The sequence below is a fragment of the Alteromonas sp. ABH2_165 genome (genome assembly GCF_056159945.1).
Map to the genome: position 1 here is coordinate 69,652 of NZ_JBSWWF010000007.1, position 12,998 is coordinate 82,649.

10 protein-coding genes are annotated in these 12,998 nt (G+C 49.5%); 1 reads left to right on the forward strand and 9 read right to left on the reverse strand.

Annotated features, from left to right (window positions below):
- Positions 1 to 7: 7 nt before the first annotated feature.
- The 9 genes from ACXAFQ_RS14410 to ACXAFQ_RS14450 form a co-directional block, all read right to left on the reverse strand.
- Positions 8 to 1,525 carry a tripartite tricarboxylate transporter permease gene (locus tag ACXAFQ_RS14410; RefSeq protein WP_474823804.1) on the reverse strand — a complete coding sequence of 506 codons (1,518 nt, stop codon included), beginning with the start codon at positions 1,523 to 1,525 and terminating at the stop codon, positions 8 to 10.
- A gap of 2 nt (positions 1,526 to 1,527) precedes the next feature.
- Positions 1,528 to 2,001 (reverse strand): tripartite tricarboxylate transporter TctB family protein, encoded by a 474-nt coding sequence (locus tag ACXAFQ_RS14415; RefSeq protein ID WP_474823806.1) that lies wholly within the window; start codon positions 1,999 to 2,001, stop codon positions 1,528 to 1,530.
- A gap of 9 nt (positions 2,002 to 2,010) precedes the next feature.
- The gene (locus ACXAFQ_RS14420; protein WP_474824172.1) at positions 2,011 to 2,904 is read right to left on the reverse strand and encodes a Bug family tripartite tricarboxylate transporter substrate binding protein; all 894 of its coding nucleotides are present in this window, start codon (positions 2,902 to 2,904) and stop codon (positions 2,011 to 2,013) included.
- A 64-nt stretch (positions 2,905 to 2,968) separates the two neighbouring features.
- Positions 2,969 to 4,237: an OprO/OprP family phosphate-selective porin gene (locus tag ACXAFQ_RS14425; protein ID WP_474823808.1), complete on the reverse strand. Its 1,269-nt coding sequence runs from the start codon at positions 4,235 to 4,237 to the stop codon at positions 2,969 to 2,971.
- A gap of 246 nt (positions 4,238 to 4,483) precedes the next feature.
- Complete coding sequence (locus ACXAFQ_RS14430; protein ID WP_474823810.1) at positions 4,484 to 4,894, reverse strand: glycoside hydrolase family 97 C-terminal domain-containing protein; 411 nt, start codon at positions 4,892 to 4,894, stop codon at positions 4,484 to 4,486.
- Positions 4,794 to 6,467 carry a glycoside hydrolase family 97 N-terminal domain-containing protein gene (locus ACXAFQ_RS14435; RefSeq protein WP_474823812.1) on the reverse strand — a complete coding sequence of 558 codons (1,674 nt, stop codon included), beginning with the start codon at positions 6,465 to 6,467 and terminating at the stop codon, positions 4,794 to 4,796. Before ACXAFQ_RS14435 ends, ACXAFQ_RS14430 begins: the two co-directional genes overlap by 101 nt.
- On the reverse strand, positions 6,467 to 7,453 hold the full coding sequence (locus ACXAFQ_RS14440; protein WP_474823814.1) for a hypothetical protein: 987 nt from the start codon (positions 7,451 to 7,453) through the stop codon (positions 6,467 to 6,469). The genes ACXAFQ_RS14435 and ACXAFQ_RS14440 overlap by 1 nt, the downstream gene beginning before the upstream one ends.
- Positions 7,454 to 7,597: 144 nt before the next feature.
- On the reverse strand, positions 7,598 to 8,344 hold the full coding sequence (locus ACXAFQ_RS14445) for a hypothetical protein (protein WP_474823816.1): 747 nt from the start codon (positions 8,342 to 8,344) through the stop codon (positions 7,598 to 7,600).
- A 13-nt stretch (positions 8,345 to 8,357) separates the two neighbouring features.
- Complete coding sequence (locus ACXAFQ_RS14450) at positions 8,358 to 9,893, reverse strand: alpha-N-arabinofuranosidase (protein ID WP_474823818.1); 1,536 nt, start codon at positions 9,891 to 9,893, stop codon at positions 8,358 to 8,360.
- Between the two features lie 413 nt (positions 9,894 to 10,306).
- Between ACXAFQ_RS14450 and ACXAFQ_RS14455 the strand changes: the two genes are divergently transcribed.
- Complete coding sequence (locus ACXAFQ_RS14455) at positions 10,307 to 12,970, forward strand: TonB-dependent receptor (protein WP_474823820.1); 2,664 nt, start codon at positions 10,307 to 10,309, stop codon at positions 12,968 to 12,970.
- The last annotated feature ends 28 nt before the right edge of the window (positions 12,971 to 12,998 follow it).

A 12,998-nucleotide genomic window follows, 5' to 3' on the forward strand; every position in this document is an offset into this window, starting at 1 on the left:
GTCTTATTTAATCAGGTGTCGCTGTTGTTTTGTTTAAGCGACCTTTCATAAAGCCAAACAGTGGAACAAACAACACCACGATAGCAATGATGAAAATGGTCAGCGTAAGCGGACGTTCCCACAGCCAGTTCATAGAACCGTCTGAAATCAACATTGCACGGCGGAAATTGCGCTCAATCATATCGCCTAAGATGAAACCTAACAACAGCGGTGCCATGGGGAACGACAACAGGCGAAGCAACAAGGCAATACAGGCGAAACCAATCATCATGAACAAGTCGAAGGTATTGAACGATACCAGATACACACCAATCAAACTGAAGAACAGAATGAAAATGGTGAGCAACGGCTTCGGCAACACCAACACTTTGGCCAGATACGGAATGAGCGGCAAGTTCAGAATAAGCAGTACGATGTTACCGAAGTACATGGAAACAATAACCGACCAGAATACGTCCGGATTGTCTTGCATCAACAGCGGACCAGGTTGCAGGCCGTAAGCGATAAGCGCACCCAGCATGATTGCCGTAGTACCAGAACCTGGAATACCTAACGTTAGCAGCGGTACGAATGAGCCCGTACAGGCAGCGTTGTTCGCCGCTTCCGGCGCAGCCAGACCACGCTTGGCACCTTCACCGAAGTCTTTCTTGTACTTCGCTGGTGCCAGGTTACGCTCTGCTGCGTAAGCCATGAAGCTGGCAATAGTGGCGCCTGCACCTGGCAGTACGCCAATCAGGAAGCCAAGTACAGAGGAGCGTCCCACCGACGGTGCGATTTCTTTTACGTCGCCTTTGGTGAGCTTAAAGCTACCGAGGTTGCCTTTGCCCATGTCTTCGTCTTTCTGTTTGTCGGGCTTGATCACATTCATCAGCGCTTCAGACAGTGCAAACGTGGCCATCGCAATCAGCAGGAAGCTTAAACCATCGAGTAAATCAGGCTGACCAAAAGTAAAACGCTCGGTACCGGAAGACGGGTCGATACCAATGGTCGACAGCGCCAAACCAAAGATGGTCATCATCATGGCTTTGAGGAATTCACCGTTACTGGAGAACGCGGCGATAGCGGTTAAGCCCACAAACATCAGCATTACGTAGTCGCCAGAATAAAAGCTGAGTGAAACTTCAGCCAGCGTAGGTGCAGCCACCATCAGCATTACTGCACCGATAGTACCACCGGTAAACGACGACCAGGCGGCAATGGCAAGTGCCTTACCGGCCATGCCTTTGCGGGCCATGGGATAACCATCGAATGACGAGGCCACGGTACCGGCAACACCTGGCGCGTTAATCAGAATAGAACTGGTTGAGCCACCGAAAATGGCGCCATAGTAAACCCCGGCCATTAAGATCATACCCGAGCTGGGGCCGATGCTGTAAGTGATAGGGATCATCAGGGCAATTGCAGTAATAGGCCCTAAGCCCGGTAGCATACCAATGAAGGTACCCACCAGACAGCCCACCACCACGTACATCACGTTATTCCATTGAAAGGCCGCGTCTACGCCGACCATGAGTGCATCAAACATCATTAACTCCAGAAAGTGCCGGTGGCGAGATAGATATCAAGAAGTTGGGTCATGACGAGCCAGAATATGACAACCATAGGCACTGAGGAGAGCAACAGGATGCGTCCCCGGCGTTCACCCATGACCCAGAAACCTGCAATCAGGAACAGTAAGGTAGAAACGATGAAGCCCAGCGGCTCCAGCAGTGCGCTGTAAATCACCATCAACAAGATGACCAACGCAATGGTTTTAATATTTTCTTTTTTCAGACCCAGCGGCGCATGGTCGTCGCCTTCATCGCGGTACTTAATGTACTGCGCGATACCCCCCAGAAAACTGAAAATAACGCCGAGTCCGGCGTAAATTTTTGGCAGCGTGGACGAATCCACCGCTTCGTACTGCTCAAACGGCAGCAATGGAATTTGCCACGCATAAATGCCGTAAACAGTGAAGAACATCAGGAACAACAAAGGCCCTAATACGAATCTTAATAACATGGTGTTCTCCTATTGAATGAAGCCGAGTTCGGTCATCAGCTCCCTGAGCTGCTTTTCCTGGGCCTGTAGATCGGCTTCAAAGTCGTCGGTGGTACGGAATAAGTCCATCCAGCCGTTACGATCGCGTACTGCTGCCCACTGCGGGGTTTTCAGCAGCTTGCTATATAAGTCGATGTATTCCTGCACTTTTTCGTCAGGTACATCCGGATAGGCAAATAAGCCACGCCAGTTTACAAAACTGGTGTCATAGCCAAGAGACTTTAGCGTAGGCAGTTCAGGATAAGCAGGAATGGTGTCCGGCGCGGTGATGGCCAGAATCCGGGCCTGACCGCTTTCAGCAATTTCCAACGCTTCACTTAAACCGGTAGACAGCATTTGCACTTCACCGGAAAGCAGACCGGCTTTTGCCTGACCGCCGGCATCGTAAGGGATGTAGCGAATGCGTGAACCTTCAAGACCCGCCGCGTTTACCGCCAGCGCAGCAACCAAATGGTCCATACTGCCACGGGCAGAGCCGCCAGCGATGGTGAGTGAACGCACGTTTTTACGCAGTTCTGCTACTGCATCGTCCCAGGTTTTCAGTGGTGAATCAGCACGCACAATAAACGCGCCGTAGTCCGCAATGATGCTGGCGATGGGCTTTACATCGCGGTAGCTGTATGGCACCTGACCGGTAAGGGCACGAATAACGATAGGCGTTGAATTCACCATTAACATATCGCCCTGACGGTCAGCGATTTCAATCAAGTAAGCGATAGCACGACCGCCACCGCCCCCTGACATATTCTGGAATGAGGCGTTATCTGATAAGCCTGATTTCATCAACGCTTCACCAATACCACGGGCTGTGGTGTCCCAGCCGCCGCCTGGCCCACCTGGGATCAAAAAATGATCTTTGGCCATCGCAGTGTTGCTGAGGCAAAGCAGTGTAAATAAGCTAATCAGAAATAATCGCACACAATCCTCCTTAGAAATCGTAATGGAAGCGCGCTGTTAACGCGTTGCCGCTGGTTTCATTGCCAACCAGAGCGGCTGTACCCGGACCGGATACCTTGCTATGAACACCATTCAGCATGATCTTGGTGTCTGTATCGATGTAGTAGGACACCCCCAGCGTGTAACTTTCAGCTTTAGTTCCCTGAAACTCGCTGGTGGCGTCCATCGACGATGCACGGGCGGCGATTTCCCACGCATCAGCGACTCCTTTCGGCTGGTTAAAGCGACCTGCGCCAGCTTTATATTCTTTGGTTTCACCAGTGAGCATATAACTGGCTTCTACGTAGTAGCCTTGGTAGCTTTCACCATCGAGAATTGAAGCTGGGTCCTGCGTCGCAATGTCACGCACCGCGTATTCACTTTGCACCAGCAGACTGTCGTGCTGGTATGCGGCTTCAAGGCCGTATTGGCTTAAGTGATCCAGCGCGACCTGTTCTCCGCCAGCGGCATAGTCCACCAAACGGGTATTAGGTTCGCGAATGCCAGCGCGGGCAAATCGCGCACCCAGTTCGTCACCGCCGAATTCACGGTATGAACCCCAGCCGCCCAGGTGAACAAGCTGACCATCCGCCAGAGGCGTGTTCCAGGTTAAACGGCCGGTGTAAGCCAGTGTCATAGCACCATCTTCATCGCTACCACTGGCGCTGAACGCATCGTTCTTATGCACACCGAAGGCATAGCGCAAACCGGTACTTTCAAAGTACTGACTTGCCGCCACACCCCAGCGGAAGTACGGTGACATGGTATTCGCCACACTTGAACGCTCAATCAGCGCCAGGTGCTTTGAACTCGATAACGCCGCTAAAGAGATATCTTCACGAATTTTACCGAACTTAATGGTCGGGCCGTTCTCGAATCCGTGATACTCGAAACGCAACAACAGGATTTCTGCGGTTTCATCAGCAAACTCCAGAATCATTTTGTATTCAAAGTCGCCACGTTCGCCGTCGACAGAAATACGTGCACGACGGGGAAATAATTTGGTCGCCGTAGCGCCATCGTTTTCGGCATTATAGGCACCATCAAAGGCGTTAAAGTCGATCTGTAGTCGACCACCCACATTCAGCCATTTATTGTCAGCTTCGGTGTCGGCTTTTAAAGAAGCCAGTTCGCTTTCCAACGAAGTAATTCTTTCTTCCAACGAAGTGGTGTTCTGGTTTGCCGACGACACTTCATCAGATTGCGCGTTAGCTTGTGATACTGCTGCCAGGCATAACAGCCCAAGTGATAATTTTTTCATTTGTTCGCTTCACACTCAGATATTAACGCGGCAAGAATATTGTTAACCGACAGTTAACACCATGTAATGGATGTAATTAACGATTAAATCGAAAGGGTGATTTTGGGCATATTGTTCATGGGGTTTATGAACGAAAATACTTTATGCGAATTGCAGCAATGTGCGCATGAAAGGGAAAATTCTAGCGAAATGATGATATTAGCACCTGCTTTAAGGCCGAAGTAAGCACAGAAAGCAGGTCAGTATTTACTGTGAAATCAGCAGCGCCCCGCCCTGCGGCGCCAGCTTTAATGAGAACGAGTGGTTAAGCTTCACCTGATGTAGCTCAGCCTTGCCGGTAAAATTACCCTCAGGACCTGTTGTATCGCCAATCAGGCGAAAACTCCCCTGCATAGCAGGGGGAATAGTGAGAGGTAAGGTTTTGGCCTGATCTTCCCCGTTTACCACCGCAATGTACCAGGTATAGCCTTTTCTGCGTGCTATAGCGACATGTTTACCAATATCGCCGCTGATCAAACGGGTTTCATCCCAGGTGGCGGGCATGGCTTTTAACGCATCAATAACGAAATCCGGCTGTTCGCTGAGATTGTTCGGCGTTACCCCCGAAATGCTGAACAGGTGAGAAGTAAAGTACGCCGGTGGCCAGCTCAAACGCATCGGTGGTGCTGCGGGTGGTACCTTTGTTTTGTTCGCGGGACAGGCGCTGGTTAAGGAAAACGGGGGCAAAGTCCATGGAGGCCAGAGGATTTCGGGTGAAAGGTAGTATTGTGGCGTTACGGGCATGTGCATCCAGCGAGGGCTGAAAGAACACCAGGTTCTCTGACGCCAGCACCGCTTCAGAGGTCACAAAATTGGGATACATGCGCTCCCAGCCCCGGGGCAGCGTGCTGCCATGAACAGTAACAGCAATACCGTAATCGTTAGCATCTGTGAAAATATCTTCATATAAGCGCATGGTATCCTGCTTATCGCCGCCGAAGAAATCTACTTTAATGCCCTTTACACCAATAGATAGCAACCATGCCATTTCGTTACGTCGTGCCGGTGCGGTGTTCATTCTGTCCTGCGGCGTTTGTGGCGCATCGTTCCACCAGCCGTTAGAGTTGTACCACAACACCACGCCGACATTTCTAGTCGCGGCGTATTCCACTAGCTCCGCCATACGCGCCCGGCCGATGTTGACGTCCCACCAGTTATCAATCAGCACGTATTCGAAGTTCAGGCTGGCTGCCAGATCGATATATGTAATCTGATCATCATAGTTAATGCTGTCGTCCTGCCACACAATCCAGCTCCAGGTAGCTCGCCCGGGTTCGTAATGCTGAGACGGCTTATATTTCGGCTGCACCACATCGTGACTGATGTTACTTTCCACAATGGGTGCTAAATCGTGACCCACTGTGATGGTGCGCCAGGGCGTGATGGCCGGTGTAGCCATAGTTGGAAAGGTTTCACCAATGCCGCCGTTTTCGCCTTGTTGCGGGAACGCCAGTGGATATACCCCATTGGCTTTACTCTCGCCAAGACGGGATCCCACATACTTGCTGTCTACGCCGGTTTCGCTGATAAGCAGATAGCCGCCGTCTTTTATACGGAATAAGCCAGGAAACGTATAGCCTGCACCATTGGCCGACGCAGTACTTACCGGCTCTTCAAAGGTGTAAGGCTCTTCGTAGCTGGGTTTTGTCTGCATCCATCCGGTTTCCGGCAGCGCCTGGGGCGACAGGAGAGTAGTAGCATCGTCTGGCAGATTGAAGGTGGTGGCTTCGCTGAACACTTTCACCCGGGTGACCTTTTCCTCAGAATCAAGAATGTAGCGAAAGGCAATGTTGTTGTCAGATACCTGAAACTCGACCTGCAGCTCCTGCACGTCGCCGAAGGAAGCTGTGAGCGTGTTCGCCTCGTAATGCACCTCGCTTACTTTCGCCCGATCCATCTGATAAGTAGTATTCACCTTCCCTTGCGAACTACCAGAAAACCTAATATTGCCGGAGATATCGCCCGCAGAAGTATTGAGCCCCAGAGACGACCATTCGAGAAACGGCTTATTGTGATACTTCACCCGGTATTCTGGCTTGTTGTTATTGAGTTGCAGTTCTACCACAAGATGTTTGTCAGGGCTGCTGACAGTGGCGACGATTTGTGCCGGAATTTCTGCATGGGCGACCAAAGATGCACTCAGTGTGGCGATAATCGCCGTGATCGGAAATTTTCGGACAGCCGTTCGCATTATTGCTTCGCCTTCAAAAACTGTTTCGCCCGATCCTCAGAAAGCATTTCCCAGATAGAAGCGACTACCCAGCCCGGGGCAAAATCATCGTTGTAGAAGCCTTTCCCATTATGGTGATACTGCCAGTTAGTGTGCTGTACCACTTCCGGGTGATAACCTACTTTCGCCATACCTGCCATGTGGCCGGGGCGCGGCAACAGCTGGCTGGTTAGGGAGGTCTGGATCACATCAGCCATATTGGCCGCACGCTTATCCTGCTTCTCTGCTGCCACCCAACGCATCACATTGAGGTAACCGAAGATATAGGCATCGATGTGATTGTTTTCTGCCGACACATTACCCCAGCCGCGGGTTTTCAGGCCGATATCGCCCAGCATCTGACCCGGTGCGAACGGCACATCCCATAAATAGAACCACGACATCACAAAGTAATTCGCTTCCGCTGCGGCATCTACGTAGCGTTGGTATTGCTGCTCGTCGTCGGTGTGGCGTGCTGCCTTAAGATAAATGTCCTCACCGAAATAGCGATGAGCAAAAGTCAGCGCCAGTACCGCTGAAGCGCTGCTACCTTCGGCCTCATCCACCACTTTCATATTAATGTCGAACTTGCGTGGGAAACTGCCGTTGTTTTTCTGCAACGTCAGCATATTGCTGAGTAAACGGCGAATTTTGGTTTCCAGCTGGGGATGAGATTCACCCCGCTGATTTTCATACTGCAAATACAGAAACAGTGCGTATAACCCTTCGGATTGACGACGAATAGAATAGTCCTGAGTTTCCCTGCCCTTTTCAAAATTCACTTCTTCACGAAGGAAACCGCCGCTGTTGAAGCCCGTTTCGGTATAGCTGCCAATTACTGCTTCACCTTTTTCCACCAGTGCTGATTCGTTGTGCGCACGGCCATATTCAATGGCGTTAAAGGCGTTCAGCAGTACCCGGCCAATAAAGCCCACCTCGAAGTTAGGGCGGATTTCTGCGTTCTCCACTGTAATGTTCTGACCCGAGAAGCCCGCGAGTTCATAGTCGTCAGTAAAGCTCTGCTGATAAAACTGCGACAGAATGCTTTTTACTTGTTCGGTTGGCAGGGAATTGCTAACCGGCTGCGGCTTGAATTCATCATATGCCCGTTCTCACACGGCGGCCACAAAGGACGAGAAATCCCCTGCGTCTACGGTGCTGATTTCATAGTTCAGCGTTACCGTCTGGCCCTTTTTCATTGGCAGGAAAGCCTGAGAAAGCGGTGCCAGATTTAGTTTTTTAGTGTATGTGTAAGGCGCTTCCAAGAACGGGAAACCCACCTGCAGAGCGACTTTGCCCCCGATATCGGCAAAGCCAGCACTGCCAATATCGCTCTGACCGGACAGGATCATTTCACCCTTTCCGGGCAGAGAAACGGCGTCCTTCTGATGTTTGTCGGTACGCATCACCATCATGCCCTGCTCGCTAGCCAGGCTGAACACACTGGTAAGCGGAATACTTAACCGGTCTTCGCGAAACGACCAGTGGTGACTGACATCGGCCGACGGTGCACCATCTGATACCTTGAGGTTCTTCTTGTACCAGAACCCCGGCAGAAACAAATCGCTGTCGCTGAAGTCGTAAGCGATTGGAATGTGCAGTTGCAGATTGATGTTCACATCGGCGAGGGCTTCAATAGTCACCGCTAACGTTTCACCCTCTTTATGTACAAGAATACTTGCGCCATCGAACTCCTGAGACTTCAAACGCCAGTCGGCTTCACTTTCAGCCTGCCACTGGTGCTGGATGTTCTGCGCCGGATTACCAGCTGTTTTCACCGCTAAATTTGCTGAAAAAGGCACCTCAGCGGCGGCGAGGTTTGCGGCTACAAAAAGCAGCCCTGCACAGATAACTTTCATGAAACGTTCCTTGTCAGAATTTTAGCTTCGCAACCGCTACGGCTTTGGGCGGCAGTTTTACCGTGGTACCGGAAAATGAAACTCGTACCGGCTTTACAAGCTCAGGTTTGCTGAAGGTATTGTGCGCATCCATAGCGTTTGCGGTAAGCAATTCAAGATCGCCACCTTTTACGCCATCGATATTAAGCGTAACACTTGACGCTTCTTCAGGATCCATATTCACCATGGCCACGTACACCCCGCCATCTTCTCCATTCGCCACAGACACCGTGGTGGCAGGCAGTGATACGTCACCCTGTCGATATTCTCCTTCTGATACTTCGGCCGGCACAGAGACAGCATCCTGAAACACCCGGTACATCCTGAATACATGATAGGTTGGCGTAAGTAACATTTTGTCTTCATCAGTGAGGATCATGGCCTGAAGCACGTTCACCATTTGCGCGATATTCGTCATTTTCACGCGATCGGCGTGGTCGTGAAACAGATTCAGATTAACGGCAGTAATTACTGCATCACGAAGGGAGTTTTGCTGAATGAGAAAGCCCGGATTCGTGCCTTCATGTGCGTTGTACCAGGTACCCCACTCATCAACGTAGAACGCGATCTTATTGTCTGGATCATTCTTTTCCAGGAAGGCCAGATTCTCTTCCAGATATCCTTTCATCTTGTATGTGCGGTCCATGGTTTTAAACCACATATCGCTGTCGAAACCAGTTGCCTCACCTTTATCGTTCCAGTCGCCGGTTGGGAGTGTGTAGTAGTGGAAGCTGATGGCATCAGTGCGCTCACCCAACTTTTTGCTCAGGATGTCGGTCCACTCAGATTTACCATCAGTACCACCACTAGCCACCAGTGTGGGATAAGGCTTTTGTGACGTTTTTACGAAAGTTCCAAACTGTCGATAGAGGTCAACATAGTACTCCGGGCTCATGTGCCCACCGCAACCCCACGCTTCATTCCCGATACCGATGAACGGCAGACTCCATGGTTTGTCCCTGCCATTTTTACGTCTTTCCTGAGCCAGTGTTGAATTGTTATCGGCAGTAATGTACTCCACCCAGTCGGCCATTTCTTTCACTGTGCCGCTTCCAAGATTAATGTTGAGATACAAATCTGCGCCCAGCATTTCAGTTAGTGTGAATATTTCGTGAGTGCCAACCTGATTATCTTCTTCCACGCCGCCCCAATTAGTGTTCACCTTAACCGGCCTGTCTTTTTGCGGTCCGATGCCGTCGCGCCAATGATATTCATCGGCAAAACATCCACCAGGCCATCGAATAACCGGGACATGCAACTCTTTTAGCGCACCGACAACGTCATTCCGGAAACCTTCTGTGTTTGGGATTGTGGAATCTTTACCAACCCAGAGACCCTCATAAATCCCGTAGCCGAGATGCTCAGCAAACTGGCCATATATGTTTTTGCTGATTACAGGGCCAGTCACTGAAGGATCAGCGTCGACAGTTATTTCATGAGTAGCCTGAGCGGAACTCGCCGTCAGTCCTGCCAGCAACATTGCTAAGCGAAATTCTCTGATACCTTTCATTTTATAAATTCTCCATACAGGGTGACTGCGGCAAATTGATTACCTTTTATACCAATAAACTAAAAACCAGCATGAGTCAACGTTGTCAACAGGAGAATTTGAACATTATTTTTACAATGATTTTACTGGAAGATACGGGTTGAAAGTCTGACTCAAGCTTTTGACGCAAGATGACAACAAATAAGTTCAATTAGGATATTCATCGCAATAAAACCCTGCAAGCACCAAAAAAACGCTTTTCTGCACAGTGAAAGAGCAATTTTGTCACTGTCATAAAATTTCAACATTTTAGTTTGACAACGTTGACAACAGTTGTTAGCGTAAAATTCATACGATGTTCGCCAATGCCAGTAAAGCCATTAGCCGGAAAAGTTAAAACACTGAGATGTACACTTAAAACCAGGGAATTCATCATGACTAAAAAAAGCCACATTAAGTTGTTGGCCAGATCTGTTCTGGCAACCTCTGTGCTTTGCGCACTTAACACAGCTGCATTCGCTCAAGAGCAGGCAGGTGCCGCACCGGAAGATATTGAACGGATAGGGGTAACTTACCGCTCCAGTCTCGCGGAAGCCGCAGCACTGAAAAAGGAAGAAACCAAGGTTACCGATATCATCACTTCAGAAGATATTGGTAAATTCCCGACGGAAAACATCGCTGAAGCAATTCAGCGTATCCCGGGTGTACAGATTTCTAACATTAACGGTCGTGGTTCCACGATCAGTGTTCGTGGTCTGGGTGCGCAGTATGCCCGCACTACTGTGAACAACCAGTCAATGGCCAGCGCCGACTTCACCAGCGGTTTCCGCTTCGACATTATTCAGTCGGAACTTGCTTCTGCCATTGAAGTGGTGAAATCGCCTACGGCGGATATGGATTCCGGCGGCTTGTCCGGTACTATAAATATTAATACTACCCGCCCTCTGTCTTACGATGAGCGTAAAGTATTGATGTCGGTAAAAGGCCAGTATTCTGAGCTGTCACCTACAGATAGTGTTACTCCAAAGGCAAACGTAACTTATGTCGATCAGTTTGCTGATGAAACCTTTGGTGTATTTTTGAACGCTGGTTATCAGGAGCTGGACGACCGCGTTGACGTTATGTTCATGGATAAGTGGCTAACAGATGACGAAGGGAATATTTATGGAGAGCAACCACGTTATCGACGTATAGATCGCGAAACCAAACGTTATATGGCTAACGGTACGTTCCAGTATCGTCCTACTGATGAACTGGAAATGGTACTAACTGGTATTTACGTCGAAGATCAGACCTATAACGACCTTCTGCAGCAAGTATTTTCAATGAACTGGATGAGCGACGACCTCACTCCGGTTGGAGAGGCTGTTAACGGCGCATATTACAACACCTCTGTTGGAGAATTTGTTATTGGTAACAACCGTCAGTTAGAAGACCAAACTGCGAAAACTGAAGCTCTGACATTTGAAACCACATATGATACCGATAACTGGAAGTTAAGTGGCGTGCTGCATCACACCAAAGGCACACTGGACAGCAGTGAAGAAGCAGCCATTATTGAATCGATGATCAGTGGTGCTACCCTCGATTTATCAGACAGTAACAATGTTGTCTTCACCACACTGGATGAGCTGACGGACGCATCAATTTATACACCAGACAGAACGATTCGGAATACTTTTCCAAACGGCGCTATTCGCAATATGGCGTCGGAAGAAAACTCTGTTCAGTTTGATGCTGTGCGCTTTATAGAAAATAGCTTCATTACTCAGTTTTCACTGGGAGCTAAATTTCGTCAGGAAACCTTCGACCGCGAAGTCTATCGTGTAGACCGACAAACTGTAGGCGAAGCCGATCCTGCCGACCAACCACAGTTAGCAGATTATTCCTTCCTTGTGACTGATTTCCTTGATGGCGACATGTCTATTCCTAGTGAGTGGATAGCACCTGACATTCAGGCATATATTAATGCGCTTGAATCGGAAGGTATTTCGATTCCTGCACTGTTCAGCCCACAATCGAGCTATGGACTGGAACGCGACATCATGTCGGTATATGCGCAGGCTGACTTCGAAACAGACATTGGTGACATGGTGTTACGCGGAAATCTTGGTGCACGGTATGAAACCACTGACCGCGACGTAAATACCTACCTGACCGGCGATACCGACCCTCGAAATGGGGATGTGAAAATCGCAATTGGCGAGTACACCACCAGCTTTGACTATAATAACTTCCTGCCAAACCTGAATATGGTTCTGGAAATTAACGATAGTCTGCAAGCTCGATTTGCCGCTGCGAAAGTGCTGGTTCGTCCAATCCTGACTTCGAGTTCGCAAATCGCACCATCTCAGGAGTCTTCAAATAATTCTTTCGGTACAACGTCTTACTCGATCAATCTGGGACAGCCTTATATGGAGGCAATGACCGCTGACCAAATCGACCTGGGGCTGGAGTATTACTATGGTGAAGGTGACAGTGTAACGCTGGCTCTGTTCTGGAAAGATATCAAGAACGGTACTGTTTCAGAGTACGTTTGCCCAACGAGTTATGAAGGTATTGAGCTTTCTTTAAGCGGTTCAGACTGCATAGATGCAGATGGCAACTACTATGAAATTATCAGCTCCTACAATGATGATAGCAAACTGGGTTTACGCGGCTACGAGCTAGGCTGGAATCAGGGCCTGGATGCGTGGTTACCGGTTGAAGGTTTTGGTTTCAGTGCGAACTACACCTACATTGACGCGGATGACTCAGATGGTTACGTATTGTCTAATTCGTCAGAGGAAACCTGGAACCTTATCGGTTACTGGGAAAACGAAACCTTCACTGCCCGTGTAATGCTTAACCACCGCAGCCCTTATGTTCAAACGCAGTCAGACTCCTTCTTTGCCCGTCAGGGACGTGTGGTAGACGGCAGAAACCAGATTGACATTCTGCTGGGCTACAACGTGACTGATAACCTGAACCTGCGCTTCGGTGCCCTGAACATCAACGGCAACGATGAAGATGCGTACTACTCTGAAAGTACACCAATCTGGCAGACCTCCACGGCTATTGGCAGCAGCTACTACCTGAGCGCACTCTATACGTTCTGATGTAGACACTCTAAGGCAGAAATCGTTA